This window comes from Arthrobacter sp. SDTb3-6, from assembly GCF_013376095.1.
Lineage (GTDB): Bacteria > Actinomycetota > Actinomycetes > Actinomycetales > Micrococcaceae > Specibacter.
In genome coordinates, this window is the sequence record NZ_JAAMFN010000002.1 from 135,641 (window position 1) to 157,181 (window position 21,541).

The window sequence follows — 21,541 nt, forward strand, 5'->3', positions numbered from 1 at the left end:
GCGTATATTTCACAGTGAGGCCTGTTGTTCCCCGGGCCGATCATCCTGGCAACGAAGCCGAAAGGTGGCCCCATGACCGTCACTGAAGAATTCCGTGAGGCACGCAACCGCCTGCTGGAGATGCGCCTGGACAACGCCCGCGCCCAGCGCGAATTCACCTGGCCGGCGTTCACCGAATTCAACTTTGCCCTGGACTGGATCGACCAAATCGCGCAGGACCCGGCCACCGGCAACAACCCGGCACTGGTGATCGTGGAACAGGACGGTTCCGCCACCCGCCGCAGCTTCAAGGACCTGTCCCTGCGTTCGAACCAGGTGGCGAACTGGCTGCGGCACAAGGGCATCCGCCGCGGCGACCACATGGTCATCATGCTCGGCAACCAGGTGGAGCTGTGGGAACTCATGCTCGCCTGCATCAAGCTCGGCGTGGTCATGATCCCCACCACCACCATGATGGGGCCGGCGGACCTCCGCGACCGGGTGGCGCGCGGCGCAGCCCGCTGGATCGGCGTGCGGGCGGACAACCTGGCCAAGTTTGCCGATGTCCCGGGCGACTACACACTGGTGGGCATCGGCCCCGATCCCGCGGCGGCCGCAGCTGCGGGCCGGCCCGTCCTCGACTACGCCGACGCGGACGGCGCCCCGGAGGACTTCACGCCGGACGCGCCCACCCGGGCGGATGAAACCATGCTGCTGTACTTCACCTCAGGCACCACCTCCAAGGCGAAGCTGGTGGAGCACACGCACACCTCCTACCCCGTGGGCCACCTCTCCACCATGTTCTGGATCGGCCTGGAGCCCGGTGACGTCCACCTCAACGTCGCCTCGCCGGGCTGGGCCAAGCACGCCTGGTCCAACGTGTTCACACCGTGGATCGCCGAGGCCTGTGTGTTCATCTACAACTACACGCGCTTCGACGCCAAGGCCCTCATGGCGCAGATGGATGCCGAGCATGTCACGAGCTTCTGCGCCCCGCCCACCGTGTGGCGCATGCTCATCCAGGCGGACCTCACGCTGCTGAAAAACCCGCCCACCAAGGTGGTTTCGGCCGGCGAGCCGCTCAACGCCGAGGTGATCGACCAGGTGGAGCGTGCCTGGGGACAGCTGATCCGGGACGGCTTCGGCCAGACGGAAACCACCGTCCAGGTCGCTAACACGCCGGGCCAGCCGATCAAGATCGGCTCCATGGGCCGGCCGCTGCCCGGCTACGACGTGGTCCTGTTGGACCTTGTGACCGGGGAGGAAACGGACGACGGCGAACTGTGCCTGCGCCTGGACCCCGCCCCCGTGGGGCTCACCAAGGGCTACTTCGGCGACCCCGCCAAGACGGCCGAGGCCTTCCGTGGCGGCTTCTACCACACGGGCGACGTGGCCAGCCGGGACGAAAACGGGGTCCTGACCTACGTGGGCCGCAGCGACGACGTGTTCAAGTCCTCCGACTACCGGCTCTCCCCCTTTGAGCTGGAAAGCGTGCTGATTGAACACCCGGCCGTGGCGGAGGCGGCCGTGGTGCCCTCCCCAGACGCCCTGCGCCTGAACGTGCCCAAGGCGTACGTGGTGCTGGCGGCGGCCTATGAGCCCAGCGACGAACTGGCCGGGGAGCTCTTTGCCTTCTGCCGCGAGCACCTGCCGGCGTACAAGCGGATCCGCCGCCTGGAATTTGCCGAGCTGCCCAAGACCATTTCCGGGAAAATCCGCCGCGTGGAGCTGCGGGCCAACGAGGAGGCACGCCACGGCGACGGTTCCGGCCAGGCGTCGGGCACCCCCGCCGCGGCCGGCCTGGGCCGCGAGTACGCCGATTCGGAGTTCCCCGCTGCCGACGCAGGCTGACCCGGGGCGCGGCGGCGCCGCCCTTTGCACGGCTTAACTTGATAGCTTGGGATACGTGAAGATAGCTACCTGGAATGTGAACTCGCTGCGCGCCCGTGCCGACCGCGTGGAGGACTGGCTGCACCGCGCCGGTGCCGACGTCCTGGCGATCCAGGAGACCAAGTGCAAGGACGAAAACTTTCCATGGGAGCTCTTTGAGAGCAACGGCTACGAGGTGGCGCACTTTGGTTTCAGCCAGTGGAACGGCGTGGCGATCGCCTCCAAGGTGGGGCTGACCGACGTCGAACGCACGTTTTCCGGCCAGCCGGCCTTTGGCAAGGGCGGCAAGGACCCCGTCCAGGAAGCCCGCGCCATTGCCGCCACCTGCAACGGGGTGCGGATCTGGAGCCTGTACGTGCCCAACGGCCGGGCCCTCGACGACGAGCACATGCCCTACAAGCTGCAGTGGCTGGCCGAGCTGAAGGACCAGGCGGCAGGCTGGCTGGCGGACGACCCCCAGGCGCAGATCGCGCTGATGGGCGACTGGAACATCGCACCCCGGGACGAGGACGTCTGGGACATGGACTTCTTCATCGAGCAGGGCCTGACCCACGTCAGCCCGCCCGAGCGCGCCGCCTTTGCAGCGTTTGAAAACGCAGGCTTCTCCGACGTCGTGCGCCCCCTGCACCCGGGGCCCGGCACCTACACCTACTGGGACTACACGCAGCTGCGCTTCCCGAAGAAGGAAGGGATGCGCATCGACTTTGTCATGGCCTCCCCGGCCCTGGCTGCGCGGGTGACGGGTGCGGAAATTGACCGTGAGGAGCGCAAGGGCAAGGGCGCCTCGGACCATGCACCGGTGATCGTGGAGCTGGGCTAGGCCATGCGCAACGGGCTGTATCTGGGCGGGCTCCAGCTGCCCTTCGTCTCCAGCCTGCGCGTTTACCTGCCGCGCGAGTCCTACACGGACGAACAGTTCAGCTACCTGCGCGGCCGTCTCGAGGAGGAGCAGAACCCGGTCACGGTTGATGCCCAGGAGCTGGCCGATTCGCTGGGGCGCGTCAGCCGCTCCTCCCCCAACCCGCTGCCGACGCCGGCCGTGGACCGGGTGCGCGTGTTCCAGGCCGGCGAGGGCGCCCCGCTGCTCTACGCCCCGAACCAGGTGGTGGCACGCTCCCTGTCCGCCACCACCGAACTGCTCAGCGGCCCGCTGGCCCCCCTCGCCCGGCTGGTGGTGCCGGACACCGAATGGGACCTCCACCTGGAAAAAATGGCGACGGTTCCGGTGCCCGGCACGACCCTGCAGACCCGCACGTCCACGTGGGGCATCCCGTTCAGCTGGTTCACCCTGGTTTACGCCAATGACCGCATGGAGGTGGTGGAGGCCAACGGCCGCGTGCTGACCGTGCGCATCCAGGTGCCGCTGCCCCTGGCGGTGGAACGGTCCGGGCAGACGCTGAAGATGCTGGCCGAGATGGCCCCCGAGCTGGACCTCTTTGAGGAACTCGACGAGCTGCACGGCTGGCTGGACGCCTTCAGCAACGAGGGCATGGTGGAACTTGACTACGGACCCGTGGCCAACCGCGTGCACCCCGACGACTCCCCGGCGGACGTCCACGCCGGCCTGCAATGCCTGGCCGAGGGCGACCTGACCGGCGCCGCGGCAGCCTACCGCCGGCTGGCCCGACGCTGGATGCCCATCCGCCAACTGGCCCGCGCGAACTAGCCGTGCAGCCCGGCCGCCGCCGCCGATTGAGCCTGCCGAAATCAAGCCTCGCGCGGCGGCGGGGCGGTGCTGCGCCGGACCTTCAGCTCGAACGGCATGGTCACATCCCGCACGGCGCCTGCGGTTCCGCCGAGTTCTGCCAGCAGCATGCCGGCCGCCGCACGGCCGTGCTCCCAGGGCTGCTGGGCGATGGTGGTCAGGCCGGCCGGGGCTGAAAAATCGTGGTCGTCGATCCCGATGAGCGAGAGCTCTTCCGGGATGCGGATCCCGCGGCGCTGCGCCTCAAACATGGCGCCCAGTGCCATTTCGTCGGAGCCGCAGAAAAGGGCCGTGGGCCGCTCGCCGGGCGCTTCAAATATCCGCGCCGCCGCCTGCATGCCGTCGGAAACGGTGAATTCCCCGGCCGCGTTCCACCCCGGGCGGGGCTCCAGCCCGGCGCGTGCCATGGCCGCCTCAAACGCCACCGTGCGAAGGGCGGGGACCCTGAAGGTCTGCTCATCCTGGACGCCGCCGCGCAGGTGCCCGATCCGGCGGTGCCCCAGCCCGATCAGATGGTCCATGGCGGCCGTGGCGGCGGCGACGTCGTCAATGTAGACGCCGCGGCAGCCGTTCACGGGACCACCCACCGAGAGCAGCGGGATGTCGGTGTGGTGGAGCTGGCGCAGTTCCTCCTCGGAGAGGCCCAGGGACAACACCAGCAGCGCGTCGATCTGCTTGCGCACCATGCTTTCGGTGAAGCTGCGTTTCTGGCCGTGGAGGTAGCCGCCCAGGCTGAACAGCAGCAGGTTGTAGCCGTTCTCCCGCAGCACCTGGTCAATCCCCTCAATGGCGTGCCCAAAGTACCAGCGGTCCACAAACGGCACCAACACCCCCACGGTCCGGGTGCGCCCGGTGGCGAGCCCGCTGGCCGAGCGCGACGGCACGTAGCCCAGCTCCGCAGCCACCGAGAACACCTTCGCCCGGGTCGCCTCGCTGACGCGCGGCAGCCCCCTGAGTGCACGTGACACGGTGGCCGTTGAAACGTGTGCCTGCGCGGCAACATCGTCAATGCTGACGCCCATGTTCGCTCTCTCCCCCCTTGGCTGCGCCTACGATTCTGCCGTGGCGCCCCTCAGCGGGGCCGCCGTGCGATGCGGGCCGGCAGTTTCCGGCGGAGCCGGACCATGCCCCAGAGCCCCAGCACCAGCGCCAACAGGCCCAGGGCCCACAGGAGCGCGGGCTGCCCGGTCACCTCCAGCCAGACGGTGATGCCAAGGACCACCAGCGCCCAGAACCCGAGGAAGCCGATGATCAGGTCAAAGTCCTCCGCACTGCGCTGCCGGGACGCGGGGGCGTGCAGCCCCGAACCCTTCGGTTGGCGGCCCCGCACCTACTTCACCGCCCCCGCCGTCAGGCCGGCCACGATCTTGCGCTGGAACACCAGCACCAGGATCACGAGCGGAATGGTCACCACGGTTCCGGCGGCCATGACGGCCGTGTACGGTTCCTGGTGCGGCTGCGAACCGGCAAAGTAGGCGATGGCCACCGTGACGGTCTTGGTGGCGTCGCTGGAGAGCTGGCTGGCGATCAGGAACTCGTTCCAGGCGCCGATGAAGGCCAGGATGGCCGTGGTGAAGACGGCCGGGGCGGCCAGCGGCATGATGACCTTGCGGAACGCCTCCCCCTGGGTGCAGCCGTCGATCCGGGCCGCCTCCTCCAGCTCCCACGGCATTTCGCGGAAGAAGGACGTCAGCGTGTAGACGGTCAGCGGCAGCACGAAGGAGATGTTCGGGATGATCAGCGCCTGGTAGGTGCCCATCCAGCCGATGTTGGTGAACAGCTGGAACAGCGGGGTGACGATGGCGACGCCGGGGAACATCGAGGCGCCGAGCACAAAGCCAAGCACCAGGAACTTGAAGCGGAACTCCAGCCGGGCCAGGGCATAGGCGGCAAACACGCCAAACAGCAGGGCCACGGCGGTGGTGACGCCGGAAACAATCAGCGAGTTCAGCAGGTTCTGCGCAAAGTGGTTGCCCAGGCTGGTGGAGAACACGGTGCTGAAGTTGTCCCAGGTGACGTGCGTGAACCAGGGCGTCGGGTCAAAGGTGTAGCCGACGTCCCGGAACGCCGTGACCAGCATCCAATAGAACGGCAGCAGGCACCAGATGAGGATGACGGCGGCACTGACGTAGGTGCGCGAGCTGACCCAGCGCTCGCGCCGCCGGGCCACGGACTTTGCAGCCGCCGGATCAAGGGTTGCAACGCTCATTTCACTTCGCCTTCCCCGAGTTGGTGGCCGATTCGACGGCGTTCGCCCCCAGGAAGCGGACAAAGATGAACGCCACAATGAAGATGATCAGGAACGTGATGGTGGACAGCGCGGCGGCCGAGTTGAAGCCGATCCGGATCTGGTTCACCACCAGGATCGAAAGCGTGGTGGTTCCGTTGGCGCCCGCCGTCATGATGGCCGGGAGGTCGTACATGCGCAAGGCGTCCAGGGTGCGGAACAGGATCGCCACCATCAGGGCCGGCTTGACCAGCGGCAGCGTGATCTGGGTGAACCGCTGCCAGGCCGTGGCACCGTCCACCTTGGCCGCCTCGTACACGTCGTCCGGGATCATCTGCAGCCCTGCCAGGATCAGCAGTGCCATGAACGGCGTCGTTTTCCAGACGTCGGCAATGATGATGGCCGTCCGCGCCGGGACTTCGGACCCCGTCCACAGGATCGAGGTGTGGAACAGCGTATTGGCGATGCCGTCGAAGGCAAAGATGAAGAACCACAGCTTGGCCGTCACCGCCGTCGGAATGGCCCACGGCACCAGCACGGCCGCGCGCAGTGCGCTGCGCCCGCGGAACGTGCGGGACATGATGATCGCCATCCAAAAGCCAATCACCGTCTCCAGCGCCACCGTGATGACGGTGAGCAGGAAGGTGGTCCCGGTGGCGGACCAGAACTGCGAGCCGAGCGTGCCGGCCGGGCAGGACGCCTGTCCGTTGGGCGTGTTGCACTGCTCGAAGATCCAGTGGATGTAGTTGTACAGCCCGGCAAAGCCGCCCGCCACGAAGGATCCCGTCACGGGGTCCAGGCCGGCGTCCTTTTGCAGCGACATGACGATGGCGTCGATGACGGGGTAGACAATCACGATGCCCAGCACAATCAGCGAGGGCACAATGAGCAGCAGCGCCACCTTGCCCTGCGTCTTCTGCTTCCGGTCCTGGCCCACTTCCTTGTTCTCAAGCCCCGCGCCTGTGCCCTTCTTGCCGCGGCGGGTCTGCGGCTCCACTTGCATTGACATTCCCTGGTCCTTTCCTCGGGTGTCGGCTGCATGGGTGTATGGCGGGGACGACGGCGGCCCGGGCACCCAGGTGCGCGGGCCGCCGTCGTCCGTGGTTGCCGTGGCCGGTGGCCGCGGCGGGGCCGGGCCTACTGGGAGCCGGCCGCCCCCAGGGCCGCCTGCATGTCGGTCAGGGCCTGGTCAACTGTCTTGTCACCCTTCAGGGCGGCGTAGGCGTTGACCTGCACGGCCTGGGTCACGGCCGGGTAGAACGGCGAGACCGGACGCGGCACGGCGTTCTTGATGGAGGTCAGCAGGACCGGCAGGTAGGGCAGCTGCTTGACGAGGTCGGCGTCGGCGTAGAGGTCGGCACGGACCGGTGCCAGCGAACCCTGCGTGGCGTAGAACTTCTCGGTTTCCTGGCTTGTCATGAACTTCATGAAGTCCATGGCCGTCGCCTTGTGCTTGCTGTAGACGCTCATGGCGATGTTGTGCCCGCCCAGGGAGGAGGCGCCGGGGCCGTCCTTGCCGGGCAGCGGGGCGATGCCGAACTTGTCCTTCACCACGGAGGAGCCGTCGGTCTTCGCCAGGTTGTACACGTAGGGCCAGTTGCGCAGGAACAGCAGCTTGCCGGCTTCAAACGACTGGCGGCCCTGCTCTTCCTGGTACGTGATGGCCTGCTTGGGGATGTTGCCGTCCTTGAATGCCTGGACCAGGTTGTTCAGCCCGGCCTTGGCTTCGGGGGTGTTGACGGCCGGCTTGCCGTCCTTGCCGACGATGACGCCGCCGGCGGTGTTGATGGCCTCGGCCGCGTTGACCGTCAGGCCCTCATACTGGGCAAACTGGCCTGCGTAGCAGTCCATGTTGTTCTTCTTGGCGATGGGGCACATGCCCATCATCTCGTCCCAGGTCTTGGGCGGGGTGGGGACCAGGTCCTTGCGGTAGTACAGGATGCCGCCGTCGGAGGTTTGCGGGGCCGCGTACAGCGTGTCCTTGTAGGTCGCCGTGGCGACGGTGGCCGGCAGGAAGCCGGTGGTGTCAAAGGCCGTCTTGCCCTTCAGCGGCTGCAGCCAGCCCTTGGCCGCAAACTCCGCCGTCCAGACAACGTCCACGTCGACGACGTCGTAGCTGGCGTTTTTGGCCTGGAAGTTCTGGACGAGGTCGTCGTGCTGCTGGTCCGCCTTGTCCGACTGCTCCTTGAAGGTGACCTTCTCATTCGGGTGCGACGCGTTCCACTTGTCCACGAGGGGCCGGACCACGTTCGAGTTGTCCTTGCCCTGGACGTAGGTGATGGGTCCGCGCGCGTCCAGGTTGGCGGCCGCATCGCCGCTGAGGCCGCCGGAGTTTCCGCCGCCACCGCCGCCGCTTCCCCCGCCGCCGCAGGCGGCCAATGTCATCGCCAGGACCGAGGCTGCCGCCAGGGCTGCAAACTTCCTTGAATGTTTCATTCCACGCTCTTTCCCGTCAGTGAAAACGTTCAATCATGAAGTTCAATCATGAAATTGGCGGGCCCAGGCATGCGCCGGGCCCTGTGGTGATGTGGATCACTCTAAGCAGGGACCGGGCCGGAGTGCAAGCGCTTACGCACGATTGTGACCATTTCCTTATCGAAAGCCCGGACAGCCGTTTCCGTGCCTCGGGGCGGGCAGGCAGCAAACAGGGAGGGTGGCCCGTCCAGAAACTGGACGGGCCACCCTCCCTTTTTACTGTCACGGAACGGTTCCGCGGCACCTCCCGGGCCGCGGCGCAGCGAGCTATTTGTCGTGCTTGAACAGGCCGGCGATCTTGGCGCCGAGCCCCTTGACGCTTTCCGAGGCGTCCTCGGCAAAGTGCTTGACGTTTTCCGAGGCGTCCTCGGCAAAGTGCTTGACGTTTTCCGAGGCGTCCTCCGCAAAGTGCTTGACGTTTTCGGCGGCCCCGCCGGCAAATTCCTTGAGGTTTTCACCGCCCTCGCCGGCAAATTCCTTCGCCTTGGCAGCCGCGTCGCCGGCCAGGTCCTTGGCCTTTTCTGCTGCGTCTGCGGCCAGGTCCTTGGCCGAATCCAGCGGGTTCCCCGAGTCGTTCTCACTCATGTGCTTCTCCCTTTCGCAGTGGTTGCGCGCCCCCAGGCGTGAATTGCACCCGTGGGTGATGGGACCCAAGACTAGCGGACGCGTTCGGCTTTCGTGAAGCGCGCCCTGGTCCCGGACCCGAGGCTGACAAGCACCGGGACCTGCACCCCGAGCAACGCATCCAGGGCATCCACGAGGGACGCGATGTCCGCGGCAACTTCGTGCGGTGCCACACCCTGCCGGGGCAGGACCCGGACCCTGACGGCCGGCTGGCCACGGAAGGCATAACTCGTCACAGAGACGCCCAGCAGGTCCCCGCGCTCCAGCAGCGCCGCCTTGAGTGACTGCTCCGCCACCGCGGTACTGAGCACCACCTTGCCCGCGGCACCGTCGTCGGCGGCAGTCCCCTGGCGCTGAAAGAGGACGTTGGTGCGCCCCTTGCCTTGGTTGGCCACCCACGACACCATGAAGATCACCAGCACCAGCAGGCAGGCGGCCACCACCAGCCAGATCCAGCTGCCGCCGCCGGGTGCCAGGCGCGTCCTGGCGGCAAGGCCGCTAAGGCGGCCCATCTGCGGGCCGGCCCAGTCCTGCCAGAGACGTCCGGCCGCGGGGACGACGGCCAGGGCTGCCAAGGCCGCGCCCAGTGCCAGCAGCACCAGGCCGGCGATGGCCAGCACCACCCTGTTCACTGCGCGGGGGGTGCCGTTCATACGCCAATCACCCCGGATCCGGACAGGTTGACGGTGACGTCCGGCGCCGGTTCCAGCGCCATCTGCTCCAATTCGTCTTCAACGGCGGCCCGGATGTGGGACTCGTCCAGGGGGATGCCCGACGTCGGGCGGACATTGACCTGCACCGCCTTGGTGGACACCACCACAATGACCTGCTCACGGGTCACGCCAGCCGCGAGCCGTGCACGGCGTGCCAAGGCCGAGGCGATGACTTCATCGTCCACCACAATGGCCAGGCGCGGATCGGCAATGGTGTGGCGGGCGCGGCGGCCGGGCAGGAATGCGTGCCCCAGGCAGACCAGCCCCAGCAAGGCCAGCAGGACGCCAATGGCGCCGAGCAGGACCGGCGAAATCCCCTCGGGCAGGCGCGCCAGGCGCCGGGCTGCCGTGAGCGGGTCAATCAGCCAGGGCCGCTGGCCCACCGCCCGCAGCACGGCCTCCAAGAGCCCGTAGACAGCCAGCAGCCCGATGACCATGGCGGCCGCAACAGACAACGGCGCCCTGGAGGAATGGCGCTCCCGCTTGAGGATGCGCCCGATCAGCTCGCTCATTGCACCCGCCCTTCATTGGTGGACTGGATGCCGGAGATCCGGACATCGACCCGGCTCAGCTGCGATCCCGTCAGGTGCTCCACCTGCTCCAGGATGCCCCGCTTGGCCGCCGTGGCACGGTCCGCCACCGTGCCCCCGGTGTTGGCAACGCGCCCTGGCTGCCGGCGCACCGCCGCCAGGGAGGGCACGCTGATGGGTGAGGAGACATTCAAGGCCAGGGATCCGGCGTCGTCCGACCAGGACACACGCACGGCGGCGGGTGCGACGCCAAAAACCGCGGCAGCGGCCGCCCGGGCCACGGACGTCAGTGCCTGGGTGCTGATGCGGGTATGTCCGGACAGCCCGCGCCCGGAGTCCACGGCGATATCCGTCACCGCGACGAACGCCGGCCGGTGAGGGCGTCGAGCACCCCGCGCCAGTCCAGCTTGCCTCCGGCGGCCCGGCCCACAAACGCGCCGATGGCGATGAACACGGCGCCAATGATGAAGCCCCAGAAGCCGAACCTAAAGGCCATGTAGGCCAGGAAGGCGCCAAATGCTGCACACACTACGGTCAGGTTCACGGCTGGCCCTTCTCATGGCCCACAGGGGCTGCGGACGGGTTCGGCGCTGCCGGGCGCACGGGCGCACCGAGGCGCTCGGACAGCTTGGTCCGGGGCTGCTGGCGCTCCGGTTCGGCGGACGGGATGAAGACGTCCGTAATTTCGATGTTCACCTCAATGACGTCGCGGCCCACCAGGCCCTCCACGGCACCGTAGACGGCGGCCCGGACGGCGTCTGCCAGCTGCTGGAGCGGGTAGCCGTAGATGGCCACCAGCACCAGGTCGACCGCCACCTGCGATTCCCCCACCTCGACGCGGACGCCCTGGGTCAGGTCCGTGGCACCCACCACGTCCCGGATGGCGCCAATGGACCGCGAGGCGCCGGAGCCCAGGGCATGGACCCCTGCCACCCCGCGGGCGGCAACGCCCACCACCTTGGCCACCGCGTTGTCAGAGATGACGGTGCGGCCCTGTGCCTGGTCCAGGGGCAGCCCTGGTGAGTGGATTGCCTGCGGCTGGTCTCGCCCGTCCATGAAAGCTCCTTGTCCCGTTATTACTTACGGTAAGCCTATGCACCGACAAGATGAGGGGCAACGCCATGACAGTTAAAGCAAAAACCCCTTATTGCTAAGGGGTTTTATGTGGTGGCTCCGACCGGCGTCGATCCGGTGACCTTTCGATTTTCAGTCGAACGCTCTACCAACTGAGCTACAGAGCCTTGGTGAACTGCACAAGCCTTTGTCACCAGATCCCCCGAAATGAATTTCAGGAAACCTAAGCGACCCTGACGGGACTTGAACCCGCGACCTCCGCCGTGACAGGGCGGCGCGCTAACCAACTGCGCTACAGGGCCATACTATTTTTTTATTCTTTCATTCTTATCGCGCATTCACGCGAAATTCACGAGTAATAGCTTACCAGCCTTTTCCGGCCGGAATTACCACTTTTCCCGCAAAGTACCCCCAACGGGATTCGAACCCGTGCCGCCGCCGTGAAAGGGCGGTGTCCTAGGCCGCTAGACGATGGGGGCATCGTCACTCACGTCCAGCCCACGGTTTCCCGCGCGCCGTCCGCAGTGGACTTGAAAAACTATAGGGCCTATTTGTCCAGAACACAAAACGGGGGCGGCGGCTGTGCGGCAGGACACACCGCGGCGGTTGGACACTAGGCTGGAGGGCATGAACCGCGACCCGCTGGCGTCCATTCCCTCCTTTGGCCCGTTCAGGATGGATGCGGCGGAATTTGATGCCGCCGTGGAGGCGGCCCTGGCCCGAATCCCCGCTGACATCAGGGCGCAAATGGACAATGTGGCGGTCTTTGTCGAGGACGACCATGTGCCGCGTGCGGGCGGGCATCCGGACACCGTGCTGCTGGGCCTGTACGAGGGGACGCCGTTGACCGAGCGTGGCTCCTGGTGGGGCTCCGGTTCCCTGCCCGACCGCATCACCATCTTCCGCCGGCCCATCCTGGGCATCTGCTCCACGCGCGAAGAGGTCATCCATGAAGTCGCCGTGACCGTGGTCCACGAGATTGCGCACCACTTCGGCATCAGCGACGAGAGGCTGCACGAATTGGGCTGGGGATGACCGCCGCGGCGTCCCTGCCCGGCATGTGGACCTGAACCGTGCCCGGGCGGCGCAAGCCGGATAAACACGGCCCGATAAACGCAGCCTGATCAGCAAAAGCCACTATTGCCTTGAAATAACACCGCTGTGGTTACAACTTTGTAGTTTATGTTGCTGGTGTTACTGGTGTTGCCAAAGAGATCAATGGGGCCGTAATGTCAGCTGTGCTGTGTAAATATGTGCGTCTTTATCGGCGCACCGGGCACGGACTCGCGCCCGAGATTTACCTAACCAAACTGCAATGAGGTCTTGAGGATGCGCATTCCCTTCCTGGTACGCGGGACGACCGCCTTCGCATGCGCGGCGTTGGCGACCACCGCCGTGCTCTCCCCTGCCGCCGCGGCACCCGCCCCCGGTGCGTTGACTGCCGGGCCTGTTCCGGCGTCGTTCCTTGGCCACCTGGCCACTGCCCCGGCCGTGCCCAGCACCGGCGACATCGCCAACGCCAAAAAATCCGAGGCCGCAACAAAGGCGGAGTCGGCCAAGATCGACGGCATGCTCAGCGCGGCCAACGAGCGCCTGCAAGGCTCCCTCACGGGCACGGTGAGCGCCAACAACGCCTATACCAACGCACTCGTCACCCTTGACAAGCGCAAGGCGGACGCGCAGACCGCCAAGGCCAAGGCGGACGCAGCCGCTGCCGAGTACAAGTCCGCCAAGTCGCAATTGGGCCAGCTTGCCGGCAATCTCTACAAAAACGGCGGGCTCAACCTGAGCGTGCAGGCCTTCCTCACCAGTTCCAACGCCAGCGACACCATGTACCAGGCCTCCACGCTGCAGGCGCTGTCCGACGAGCGGGCCAACACCTTTGACTCCGCTGCAGCAGCCTCCGCAACGTCCACGGCCCTTCAGGCGCAGGCCGCCGCGGCCCAGCAGGCGGCGGACCAGGCAGCAACGGCGGCCGAGGCCTCCCGGCAGGCAGCACAGTCCGCCACGGATGCCCTGACGGCCGTGGTCAAGGAAAACCAGGCCCAGCGCAGCACCCTCCTCCGACAGCTGGCCACCTTGCACAACACCACCGTGGCCCTGGAAGGAGCCCGCGTGGACGGCCTGGCGCGCCAGGCACGTGAAGCGGCCCTCGCCCAGGAAATCAGGAATTCGGCGGCCGCCCCTGCACCGGTGGTTCCGGCAGCCTCCTCGGTGACACCCTTGAACCCGGCCAGCCAGCCGCAGCAGCCTGCCGCCCCGGCACCGGCACCGATTGCAGCGCCTGCTCCCGCACCGGCGCCTGCCCCCGCACCGGTCCGACCGGCACCAGCTCCGGTCCCCGCACCTGCTCCCGCACCGGCACCAGCGCCAGCGCCAGCGCCAGCGCCTGCTCCGGCCCCGGCTCCGGCCCCCGCGCCTGCACCGGCACCGGCTCCTGCCCCGTCCGGGTCCTACATCCAGGTCATGGTCAACTACGCCATGGCCCAAAGCGGCAAGTCCTACCAGTGGGGCGGCACCGGAAATCCGGGCTTTGACTGCTCCGGGCTGGTCATGACCTCGTTTGCCGCTGCCGGCGTCTCCGTGCCGCGCACCGGAACGGCCCAATTCTGGGGGGCGCCGACCCGCGTGCCGCTGTCCCAGATGCGCTACGGTGACCTGCTCGTCTTCAACGAATCCCCCGCCGGCTCGGGCCAGTTCGAGCACATTGCCATTTACATCGGCAACGACCAGGTGGTGCAGGCCCTGGCCCCTGGCTATCCCGTCGGCGTCTATTCGCTCTCCGACATGGCGCTGGGCGGCATGCAGCTTTACCCGTACGCCGCCCGGTACTGACCACCGGAACTCCACGAACGTACGGCTCTGGCGGCTTCCCCGTGGGGGGAAGCCGCCAGAGCCGTACTCTCGAGCGGGCGGGGCGGGCCCGCGGTCCGGTGCCGGACCGGTCAGGCCTGCAGGAGCGGGCCGAACGCCGAACGGTCGTCCTGGCGGGGGTCTTCACGGTCCCGGACCACCATGATGGGCCCCTTGGCGTGGTGCCGCACGCCGTCTGTGGTGGAACCGAGCATCATGCCGGCGAAACCGCCGCGGCCGCGGGTGCCCATGACCAGCAGCTCCGACGTTTCCGAGGCCTTGACCAGGACATCCACGGCAGATCCCTCCACGAGCTTGACCTCAATGGGGAGCTGCGGAAAATGGTGCCTCAGCCACTTTTCACCGGCGTCGAGCTGTGTCTGGATCTCCGCGAACAGTTCCTCGCGGTCCACGGGGGCCGGCATCCATGACAGGGAGCCGGTGTACGGCTGGATGGCGCAGATGATGCGCAGGGCGGATCCGGACCGTTGGGCCTGCTCCGCGGCGACCAGAACCGCATAGCGGGCCTGGTCGGAGCCGTCGACGCCCACGGTGACAACCTTCTCGATCACGGGGGCCTGCGCTTCCCGGCCCGGGTCCTCGCCCAGGCGCGTGGCGCAGCTCAGCGGAACCGTGACCGTGGGGCACTTGGAGTGTGCCGGCAGGGCCGAACTCACGCTGCCGAGCAGCCGGCCGAGGAAACCGCCGCGGCCGCGCGTGCCAAAGACCAGCAGCTCGGCCGTCTCGCTCAACTCCAGCAGGACCCCGGCAGCGTCGCCGTTTTCCACCCGGGCATCGACTTCCACGTCCAGGTGCGCCACCTTGGCTGCCGCCTCGCGAAGGACGGCCTCCGCGCCCTGGCGGATGACGTCGTCGTCCACGGTGGCGTACCCGCCGTCGAGCCCGGAGGCGGCAAAGATGGGCACGGTGTAGGCGGTGACAAGGTGCAGGGGCGACCTGCGGAGCTTGGCCTCTCGGGCGGCCCACACCACGGCATAGTTGCTCTGGTCGGAACCGTCCACGCCCACAACAATTCCGGTCGGTGCGGGAATGGGGTCGGGCTGGGCAACCGGGGATGCTTGGTCAGGACTGCTCATGCTGCGCCTCCTTATATAGGTGGCCGCCAGGGGGCGTCGAGCACTGCTGCCCGCCTCCCCCTCGAGGCCTATACCTGTGACTATTGTCGTTCCCAGGTAGTGCGTCAAGTGACACGCGCGGGGGCGTGCCCAGGTTGCGGCGCAACCGCCCATGGGCGGCAAAATCCACTCCCAGGGGGCATTGGTGCAGGCACGGCAGGGCCCGAATGGCGGCTGCAGAAGCGCCGGCGGCGGCGACTGCACCGGGGAAGCCGCACCGGCCGGCCAGCCGGCGGCACCGGCACCGGACGGCCCCGGCGCGACGCAGGGCATTTTCTCCATTCGCAGGACTTTAGATGACCCTATCCATACCCTGCATTGTTCGGTAGGGTTCCAAAGGAAGCCGGATCACACCGCGTGTTTCACCGTGCCAACGAGGATCGTGTGCCCGGCCCCACCCTGACGACACCGCCCGCTCCCGGACTGTTGCCGCCTGAAAAATTTCTCCCACCGTTCGAGGAGGCATTGCCGTGACGGCTGCGCCACAAACCGCGCCCGCAAGCAGACCGGGCGCCGGGGCCGCCAGCCCCGGCGCACCGGGCATCGAAGCCACCAACACCGTTGTGATCGGTTCCGGCTTCTCTGGACTGGCCATGGCGGCGGAGCTCAACCGCCAGGGCATCAAGGCAATCGTGGTTGACTGCCCCGCCCCTCCCGCCAGCCAGGGCTCCCCCGCCACCGGCGGCGTCAGCCTGGACGCCATGGACCGCCGGACCGAAATCATGCGGCTTCTGGAGCACTATGCCCGCCGGCATGAACTGGACATCCGGCCGGCCACCGCCGCCCTCCACATTGAAAGCAAGGCCACCCCGGCGGGCCGGCTGTGGGAGATCCGGACGGCCACGGGCATCCTGACCGCACACAGCATTGTCTTCACCCGTGGCGCCCTGAACCAGCTGCGGCGCATGCTGCACGGTGTCGGCATCGGCACGGGCCAGGGCCTGGGCAGCGCCATGCAGGCGCTGGGCCTGTACCTGGTGGGCGTGGGAGAGCTGCTCACCCCTTCCACGCAGGAGATACTGCACCAGGCCAAGCATGCCGGCCAGTGCATCTCGGCCCGGGCGGCGTCGAGGCAGGCCGGCACCCTCCCCGGCCTCGCCTGAGGGACCCTTCGGCCAGGCGTCAGTCGGCCTGGTTGAGCCTGCGGCGCGCCAACACGACCATCGCGATGACCACGACCGCCAGGACGCCGATCAGGCCAAAGACGCTCCACGGAATGCCGCCGCTGTCCGCCGCGGGCTGCGCGGCGGCCTCGGTGACCTGCTGCGCCGAATGGGCCGGCCCGGCCACGGCGCCCGCGCTGGACCCGGCCCTTGCCGTGAACGTGAACGCCCCCTCCACAGGGTGCGAATCGGAGGAGACCAGCCGCCACTCCACGGTGTATTTCCCCGCCGGGGCCCCGGACTTCAGCGGCTGCGTTGCCACGTTGTCCAGCACGGAAACCGGACCCGAGGCCCAGTTGGTGCCGCCGGCATCCAGCACCTTGACCTCCGCCCCGATGGCTGCCGGCGTGTGGGACATGGCCAGCGTCACGGCCTGCGGCACCGCGGCCACCGTGGACCCCTGCACCGGCGAGGTGGCATCGAGCTGATCGTGTGCCTGCGCCGCGGCCGGTCCTCCCAGCAGGGCCAGAAGCACGACGGCGGCGCCCGCCAGGGCCCGCCAGGCGGCTCCGCGATGGCGGACCACGCGGACCGGTTTTTGCCCTGCGGCAAGTCCCCGCGGTGTCATGTTCGTCTCATCGGCACGCGGCGGGACAGGGGGAATCACGGTTCTGCTTCCTTAGGTCAGGGAAAGGGTGGTCCAGCCCACCTTAGTGCAGGATGGTGGGAGAATCCCTCGAGACTGCGGGAAATTTCCCCCAGCGGCCGGTGCGCCGAACACCTGCGGCGGGGAACGGCGTCGCACCTAATAAACGGGCCATAAACGGCCACATGCCCAGGACCCCGCCTCCCGAAAACCGGCTAGTATCGTCTCGACTGGATATCCCCCTTTTTCATCGCCCGGAGGGCCCCCTATGGCAACCACGACGGCTACCCGCCTGTCTGCGGTAGACAAATACTTCAAGATCACCGAACGCGGCTCGACCTACTCCCGCGAGATCCGCGGCGGCTTCGCCACGTTCTTCGCCATGAGCTACATCGTGGTCCTCAACCCGCTGATCCTCGGCGGCGCGGATTCGACCGGCGGCATCCTGGGCCCGGCCCGCGTGGCCGCCATGACCGCGCTCGTGGCAGGCCTGCTGACCATCATCATGGGCGCCTGGGCCAAGCACCCGTTCGCCCTGGCCACCGGACTGGGTGTCAACGCGTTCGTGGCCGTCACGGTGGCCTCCCACCCGGGCCTGACCTGGCCGGACATGATGGGCCTGGTGGTGCTCTCCGGCATCACGATGTTCATCCTGGTGCTGACGGGCTTCCGCACGGCCGTGTTCAACGCGGTGCCGGCGGGGCTGAAAACCGCCATCGTGGTGGGCATCGGGCTGTTCATTGCCCTGATCGGCCTGGTCAACGCCGGCTTTGTGCGCCGCATCCCCGACGTCGCCGGCACCACCGTCCCGGTGGGCCTTGGCTTTGACGGCAAGCTGCTCGGCTGGCCCACCCTGGTATTCGTCGCGGGCCTCGTGCTGACGATTGCCCTGGTGGTCCGCAAGGTCAAGGGCGCCATCCTCATCGGCATCATCGCCGCCACCGTTCTGGCCAACATCCTGCAGGCAGTGTTCAACATCGGCCCCAGCTTTGACGGCAAGACCGCCAACCCCGAAGGCTGGTCCCTCGTGGTCCCGCACTTCTCCGGGCTGACGCCGCCGGACCTTGGCCTGTTCGGCCGGTTCAACCTGTTCGGCGCCTTTGCGAACCTGGGCGGGCTGGCCGCAACGCTGCTGGCCTTCAGCATCCTGCTGAGCATCTTCTTCGACGCCATGGGCACCATGGTGGGCCTGGCCAACGAGGCCGGCACCGTTGACAAGGACGGCAACATCCCGAACGTGGACCGGGTGCTGCTCGTTGACGCATTCGGCGCCATCGCCGGCGGCGGCACCTCGGTGTCCTCCAACCAGATCTTTGTCGAGTCCGGCGCCGGCATCGGCGAGGGCGCCCGCACCGGCCTGGCGTCCATCGTCACCGGACTGCTGCTGATCGTGGCCATGTTCTTCACGCCCCTGATCTCCCTGGTCCCGTTTGAGGCCGTTGCGCCCGCACTCGTGGTGGTCGGCTTCATGATGGTCTCCCAGGTCGGCAAGATCGACTGGTCCGACTGGGGCATCGGCATCCCGGCGTTCCTGACGTTCACGCTCATGCCGTTCACGTACTCGATCGCCAACGGCCTGGGTGCCGGCTTCATCGCCTTCGTGCTGATCCGCCTGTTCCAGGGCCGCGCGAAGGACATCCACCCGCTCATGTGGGCCGTGGCCGCCGCGTTCGTCATCTTCTTCGGCATCGGCCCGATCGAGCAGCTCTTCGGCATCAAATAACACCCTCCCGGACGGGCACCTGGCGGCAATGTCGCACGGCATTGCCGCCAGGTGCCCGTTCGCGCGTTAAGGGGGCGGCGTCTGCCATGCCAGACGCCGCCTGTGCCCTGCGGCTGGCATTTGCGGCCCCGCTGCTGTTGTCTGGAAGCATGGACTTCACTTCCCTCACCGTTGACACTGCCCCTGCACCGTGGTCCGGAAGGGACGACGGCGACGGACCGGCCCACCGGCGCTGGTGGCAGGCGGTGGCCACTCCGCCGACGGCCGTGCCGGACTCCTCCGCGGCAGCCGCCGGCCCCGCCGCACTGCTGGGCTTCTGCTCCGACGAAGGCGTGCGGCGCAACAAGGGGCGCACCGGTGCCACGGCAGCCCCGGCCGCGATCCGCGCCGCACTCGGCTCGCTGGCCTTCCATGGCTCCCGCGCGGTCACGGACGTGGGCGACGTGGTGGTGGCCGGCGGGGCGCTGGAGGACGGCCAGGCGCGCGCCGGCCGCGCCCTCACGGCCATGCTCGACGCCGGACAGCTCACCTTTGTCCTGGGCGGCGGGCACGAGACCGCATTTGCCAGCTACCTGGGCGTTGCGGGCACCGCGGCCGTGTCGAACGGCGCCCGGCTGGGCGTGCTGAACCTGGACGCCCACTTTGACCTGCGCGAGGCCCCCGTGCCCAGCTCCGGAACACCGTTCCTGCAGATGGCCCGCGCGGAAGCCGCCGCGGGGCGCGAACTCAACTACGCCGTCGTCGGCATCAGTGAGCCGAACAACACCCGCACCCTCTTTGACACGGCGCACCAGCTGGACGTGAAGTACCTGCTGGATGAGGACTGCTCGGCGGAGCGCACGGCGGCGTTTGTCTCCGCCTTCCTGGAGACGGTGGACGTCGTCTACCTGACGATCGACCTGGATGTGCTGCCCGCCGCCGTGGCGCCCGGCGTCAGCGCCCCGGCCGCGTACGGCGTGCCGCTGCCGGTCATCGCGGGCGTGTGCCGGCAGGTGGCGGCGAGCGGCACGCTGTTCCACTTCGACGTCGCCGAGCTGAACCCGGAGTTCGACATCGACAACCGCACGGCCAAGGTCGCCGCCCGGCTCATCGACACGCTGCTGCGGTAGGTTCCGGCAGCCGGGCCGCGGGTCTCGCCACACTCGGCCACCGCCGGGCGCCGCCGGGCTGCCACGCCCGGCGGCGGGACCGTCAGTTCAGCGGGCCGGTGGCCTTCTCCGCCGCCGCGCGGATGGCGCCGGAGCCCACGAGGCGGTCGGCCTCCTCAAGTTCCGGCGAGAGGAAGCGGTCGCTGCCGGGACCCGGGACCGTGGCGCGGAGCAGCTCAAGCACGGCGGCGCCGGCCGGGCCGGGGACCAGTGCGCCGTCGGACAGGGACGTGCGCATGTCAATGGCGCGGGTGGCCGTGACCAGCTCGATGGCGAGGACGCGGCGCAGGTTTTCCACGGAGCGGCGCAGCTTGCGGGCGGCGTGCCAGCCCATGGACACGTGGTCCTCCTGCATGGCGGAGCTGGGGATGGAGTCCACGGAGGCGGGCACGGCCAGCCGCTTGGAGTCGGAGACGAGCCCGGCCTGCGTGTACTGGGCGATCATGAGGCCGGAGTCCACGCCCGGGTCGCCGGCCAGAAAGGCGGGCAGGCCGTGGCTGCGGGCGGGGTCGAGCATCCTGTCGGTGCGGCGTTCGGCGATGGAGGCGACGTCGGCGGACACGATGGCCAAAAAGTCCAGCACGTACGCCACGGGGGCGCCGTGGAAGTTGCCGTTGGAGGAGACGCGGCCGTCGGGCAGCACCACGGGGTTGTCAATGGCGGCGGCCAGCTCGCGGGTGGCCACCATCAGCGCGTGGTCCACGGTGTCGCGCGCGGCGCCGGCCACCTGCGGGGCGCAACGCAGCGAGTAGGCGTCCTGGACGCGGGAATCCCCCACCCGGTGCGAGGCCACAATGGGCGAGTTGGCGAGCACGCGCAGCATGTTGTCGGCGCTGAGGGCCTGGCCCGGGTGCGGGCGCAGCTCCATGTGCAGTTCGGGCAGGAACACCTGGTCGGTGCCCAGCAGGCCCTCCACGCTCAGCGCCGCGGTAATGTCCGCCGTCGTCAGCAAAAGACGAAGGTCTGCGATGGCCATGAGCAGCATCCCGAGCATGCCGTCGGTGCCGTTGACCAACGCCAGGCCCTCCTTCTCGGCGAGCTCAATGGGCGTGATGCCGGCCTCGGCGAGCAGTTCGGGCACGGGGCGGACGGTGCCGTCCGGGCCCGCCGCCTCGCCCTCGCCCATGAGCACGAGTGCGCAGTGCGAGAGGGGCGCAAGGTCGCCGGAGCAGCCGAGCGAGCCGAATTCGCGCACCACGGGGGTGATGCCGGCGTTGAGCACGTCCACCATGGTCTGCACGACGACGGGGCGCACGCCGGTCCGCCCGCTCGCCAGGGTCTTGGCGCGCAGGAACATCAGGGCGCGCACCACCTCGCGCTCCACGGCCGGGCCCATGCCGGCGGAGTGCGAGCGGATGAGCGACTTCTGCAGCTGCGTGCGCATGTCCTCGTGGATGTGCCGGTTCGCCAGGGCGCCGAAGCCCGTGGAGATGCCGTAGGCCGGGATGTCGGAGTGCGCCAGCTTTTCAATGTGTTCGCGCACGCGTTCGACGCCGGCCAGCGCCTCCGCGCTGAGCACCACCTTGGCATTGTGGCGGGCCACGGCGATGACGTCTTCGGGTTTTACCCCCGAGGAGGAGAGGAGTACTTCTTGGTTCAATACGGCGGTGCTCATGGCGGGTTCCTTTGCTGTGCAGTGGTCTCGCTTTCCACTATTCCGCTTAACGGCAGGGAAATCCGGCCCCCGGCCGCCGCAGTGTCCGGGATTCCAGACA

General features: G+C 68.1%; 22 protein-coding genes and 3 tRNA genes. 8 read left to right on the plus strand and 17 right to left on the minus strand.

Features of this window, described 5'->3' with window-relative positions; translation table 11 throughout:
- Window positions 1–72 precede the first annotated feature (72 nt).
- From G6035_RS01605 to G6035_RS01615, 3 genes are read left to right on the plus strand one after another with little or no spacing between them, the layout of a single operon-like run.
- On the plus strand, window positions 73–1,830 hold the full coding sequence (locus G6035_RS01605) for an AMP-binding protein (protein WP_176615311.1): 1,758 nt from the start codon (window positions 73–75) through the stop codon (window positions 1,828–1,830).
- A gap of 55 nt (window positions 1,831–1,885) precedes the next feature.
- Window positions 1,886–2,689 carry an exodeoxyribonuclease III gene (locus G6035_RS01610; RefSeq protein ID WP_176615312.1) on the plus strand — a complete coding sequence of 268 codons (804 nt, stop codon included), beginning with the start codon at window positions 1,886–1,888 and terminating at the stop codon, window positions 2,687–2,689.
- A 3-nt stretch (window positions 2,690–2,692) separates the two neighbouring features.
- Complete coding sequence (locus G6035_RS01615; RefSeq protein WP_176615313.1) at window positions 2,693–3,535, plus strand: hypothetical protein; 843 nt, start codon at window positions 2,693–2,695, stop codon at window positions 3,533–3,535.
- Between the two features lie 41 nt (window positions 3,536–3,576).
- On the opposite strand, the gene G6035_RS01620 is transcribed toward G6035_RS01615, so the two are convergent.
- The 14 genes from G6035_RS01620 to G6035_RS01685 form a co-directional block, all read right to left on the minus strand.
- Window positions 3,577–4,596, minus strand: a complete 1,020-nt coding sequence (locus G6035_RS01620; protein WP_176615314.1) for a LacI family DNA-binding transcriptional regulator — start codon at window positions 4,594–4,596, stop codon at window positions 3,577–3,579.
- Between the two features lie 50 nt (window positions 4,597–4,646).
- Window positions 4,647–4,904, minus strand: a complete 258-nt coding sequence (locus G6035_RS01625) for a hypothetical protein (RefSeq protein WP_256882257.1) — start codon at window positions 4,902–4,904, stop codon at window positions 4,647–4,649.
- The gene (locus G6035_RS01630) at window positions 4,905–5,783 is read right to left on the minus strand and encodes a carbohydrate ABC transporter permease (protein ID WP_176615315.1); all 879 of its coding nucleotides are present in this window, start codon (window positions 5,781–5,783) and stop codon (window positions 4,905–4,907) included.
- Window position 5,784: 1 nt separating this feature from the next.
- A complete protein-coding gene (locus tag G6035_RS01635; protein WP_371130794.1) occupies window positions 5,785–6,804 on the minus strand; it encodes a carbohydrate ABC transporter permease in 1,020 nt (339 codons plus the stop codon).
- Window positions 6,805–6,938: 134 nt separating this feature from the next.
- On the minus strand, window positions 6,939–8,237 hold the full coding sequence (locus G6035_RS01640; RefSeq protein WP_176615317.1) for an ABC transporter substrate-binding protein: 1,299 nt from the start codon (window positions 8,235–8,237) through the stop codon (window positions 6,939–6,941).
- A gap of 306 nt (window positions 8,238–8,543) precedes the next feature.
- A complete protein-coding gene (locus G6035_RS01645; protein WP_176615318.1) occupies window positions 8,544–8,861 on the minus strand; it encodes a hypothetical protein in 318 nt (105 codons plus the stop codon).
- A 71-nt stretch (window positions 8,862–8,932) separates the two neighbouring features.
- Window positions 8,933–9,553, minus strand: coding sequence for a hypothetical protein (locus tag G6035_RS01650; RefSeq protein WP_176615319.1), 621 nt, complete (start codon window positions 9,551–9,553; stop codon window positions 8,933–8,935).
- Complete coding sequence (locus G6035_RS01655; protein WP_176615320.1) at window positions 9,550–10,125, minus strand: DUF6286 domain-containing protein; 576 nt, start codon at window positions 10,123–10,125, stop codon at window positions 9,550–9,552. Before G6035_RS01655 ends, G6035_RS01650 begins: the two co-directional genes overlap by 4 nt.
- Window positions 10,122–10,484, minus strand: a complete 363-nt coding sequence (locus G6035_RS01660; RefSeq protein ID WP_371130787.1) for a hypothetical protein — start codon at window positions 10,482–10,484, stop codon at window positions 10,122–10,124. Before G6035_RS01660 ends, G6035_RS01655 begins: the two co-directional genes overlap by 4 nt.
- Before the next feature lie 11 nt (window positions 10,485–10,495).
- Window positions 10,496–10,687, minus strand: a complete 192-nt coding sequence (locus tag G6035_RS01665) for a hypothetical protein (RefSeq protein WP_176615322.1) — start codon at window positions 10,685–10,687, stop codon at window positions 10,496–10,498.
- Window positions 10,684–11,199: an Asp23/Gls24 family envelope stress response protein gene (locus G6035_RS01670; protein ID WP_176615323.1), complete on the minus strand. Its 516-nt coding sequence runs from the start codon at window positions 11,197–11,199 to the stop codon at window positions 10,684–10,686. The genes G6035_RS01665 and G6035_RS01670 overlap by 4 nt, the downstream gene beginning before the upstream one ends.
- A gap of 109 nt (window positions 11,200–11,308) precedes the next feature.
- Window positions 11,309–11,384 (minus strand) — tRNA-Phe (locus G6035_RS01675).
- Window positions 11,385–11,445: 61 nt separating this feature from the next.
- Window positions 11,446–11,519 (minus strand) — tRNA-Asp (locus G6035_RS01680).
- A gap of 104 nt (window positions 11,520–11,623) precedes the next feature.
- A tRNA-Glu gene (locus tag G6035_RS01685) sits at window positions 11,624–11,696 on the minus strand.
- 148 nt (window positions 11,697–11,844) lie between these two features.
- Between G6035_RS01685 and G6035_RS01690 the strand changes: the two genes are divergently transcribed.
- Both G6035_RS01690 and G6035_RS01695 read left to right on the plus strand, forming a co-directional pair.
- Window positions 11,845–12,252, plus strand: coding sequence for a metallopeptidase family protein (locus G6035_RS01690; RefSeq protein ID WP_256127655.1), 408 nt, complete (start codon window positions 11,845–11,847; stop codon window positions 12,250–12,252).
- 294 nt (window positions 12,253–12,546) lie between these two features.
- Window positions 12,547–14,052 (plus strand): NlpC/P60 family protein, encoded by a 1,506-nt coding sequence (locus tag G6035_RS01695; RefSeq protein ID WP_176615324.1) that lies wholly within the window; start codon window positions 12,547–12,549, stop codon window positions 14,050–14,052.
- A gap of 110 nt (window positions 14,053–14,162) precedes the next feature.
- Here the strand turns inward: G6035_RS01695 and G6035_RS01700 are convergent, their stop codons facing one another.
- Window positions 14,163–15,167 (minus strand): universal stress protein, encoded by a 1,005-nt coding sequence (locus tag G6035_RS01700; RefSeq protein WP_176615325.1) that lies wholly within the window; start codon window positions 15,165–15,167, stop codon window positions 14,163–14,165.
- 509 nt (window positions 15,168–15,676) lie between these two features.
- Between G6035_RS01700 and G6035_RS01705 the strand changes: the two genes are divergently transcribed.
- Window positions 15,677–16,309, plus strand: coding sequence for an FAD-binding protein (locus G6035_RS01705; protein ID WP_218062877.1), 633 nt, complete (start codon window positions 15,677–15,679; stop codon window positions 16,307–16,309).
- A gap of 19 nt (window positions 16,310–16,328) precedes the next feature.
- Here G6035_RS01705 and G6035_RS01710 read toward each other — a convergent pair whose 3' ends face one another.
- Window positions 16,329–16,976: a copper resistance protein CopC gene (locus G6035_RS01710; protein ID WP_371130790.1), complete on the minus strand. Its 648-nt coding sequence runs from the start codon at window positions 16,974–16,976 to the stop codon at window positions 16,329–16,331.
- Between the two features lie 247 nt (window positions 16,977–17,223).
- Here G6035_RS01710 and G6035_RS01715 point away from each other — a divergent pair, with 247 nt between their 5' ends.
- Both G6035_RS01715 and hutG read left to right on the plus strand, forming a co-directional pair.
- Window positions 17,224–18,678 carry an NCS2 family permease gene (locus G6035_RS01715; protein ID WP_176615326.1) on the plus strand — a complete coding sequence of 485 codons (1,455 nt, stop codon included), beginning with the start codon at window positions 17,224–17,226 and terminating at the stop codon, window positions 18,676–18,678.
- Window positions 18,679–18,827: 149 nt separating this feature from the next.
- Entirely contained in the window at window positions 18,828–19,787 is a 960-nt protein-coding gene (hutG, locus tag G6035_RS01720; protein ID WP_176615327.1) for a formimidoylglutamase, read from the plus strand.
- An 82-nt stretch (window positions 19,788–19,869) separates the two neighbouring features.
- On the opposite strand, the gene hutH is transcribed toward hutG, so the two are convergent.
- Complete coding sequence (hutH, locus tag G6035_RS01725) at window positions 19,870–21,441, minus strand: histidine ammonia-lyase (protein WP_176615328.1); 1,572 nt, start codon at window positions 21,439–21,441, stop codon at window positions 19,870–19,872.
- Window positions 21,442–21,541: the final 100 nt, after the last annotated feature.

Coding starts and splice junctions, on each gene's coding strand:
- G6035_RS01670 (WP_176615323.1), bottom strand. CDS start 11,199: ATGGACGGGCGAGACCAGCCGCAGGCAATCCACTCACCAGGGCTGCCC.
- G6035_RS01630 (WP_176615315.1), bottom strand. CDS start 5,783: ATGAGCGTTGCAACCCTTGATCCGGCGGCTGCAAAGTCCGTGGCCCGG.
- G6035_RS01715 (WP_176615326.1), top strand. CDS start 17,224: ATGGCAACCACGACGGCTACCCGCCTGTCTGCGGTAGACAAATACTTC.
- G6035_RS01650 (WP_176615319.1), bottom strand. CDS start 9,553: ATGAACGGCACCCCCCGCGCAGTGAACAGGGTGGTGCTGGCCATCGCC.
- G6035_RS01700 (WP_176615325.1), bottom strand. CDS start 15,167: ATGAGCAGTCCTGACCAAGCATCCCCGGTTGCCCAGCCCGACCCCATT.
- G6035_RS01640 (WP_176615317.1), bottom strand. CDS start 8,237: ATGAAACATTCAAGGAAGTTTGCAGCCCTGGCGGCAGCCTCGGTCCTG.
- G6035_RS01655 (WP_176615320.1), bottom strand. CDS start 10,125: ATGAGCGAGCTGATCGGGCGCATCCTCAAGCGGGAGCGCCATTCCTCC.
- G6035_RS01620 (WP_176615314.1), bottom strand. CDS start 4,596: ATGGGCGTCAGCATTGACGATGTTGCCGCGCAGGCACACGTTTCAACG.
- G6035_RS01635 (WP_371130794.1), bottom strand. CDS start 6,804: ATGCAAGTGGAGCCGCAGACCCGCCGCGGCAAGAAGGGCACAGGCGCG.
- G6035_RS01605 (WP_176615311.1), top strand. CDS start 73: ATGACCGTCACTGAAGAATTCCGTGAGGCACGCAACCGCCTGCTGGAG.
- G6035_RS01695 (WP_176615324.1), top strand. CDS start 12,547: ATGCGCATTCCCTTCCTGGTACGCGGGACGACCGCCTTCGCATGCGCG.
- G6035_RS01690 (WP_256127655.1), top strand. CDS start 11,845: ATGAACCGCGACCCGCTGGCGTCCATTCCCTCCTTTGGCCCGTTCAGG.
- hutG (WP_176615327.1), top strand. CDS start 18,828: ATGGACTTCACTTCCCTCACCGTTGACACTGCCCCTGCACCGTGGTCC.
- G6035_RS01645 (WP_176615318.1), bottom strand. CDS start 8,861: ATGAGTGAGAACGACTCGGGGAACCCGCTGGATTCGGCCAAGGACCTG.
- hutH (WP_176615328.1), bottom strand. CDS start 21,441: ATGAGCACCGCCGTATTGAACCAAGAAGTACTCCTCTCCTCCTCGGGG.
- G6035_RS01615 (WP_176615313.1), top strand. CDS start 2,693: ATGCGCAACGGGCTGTATCTGGGCGGGCTCCAGCTGCCCTTCGTCTCC.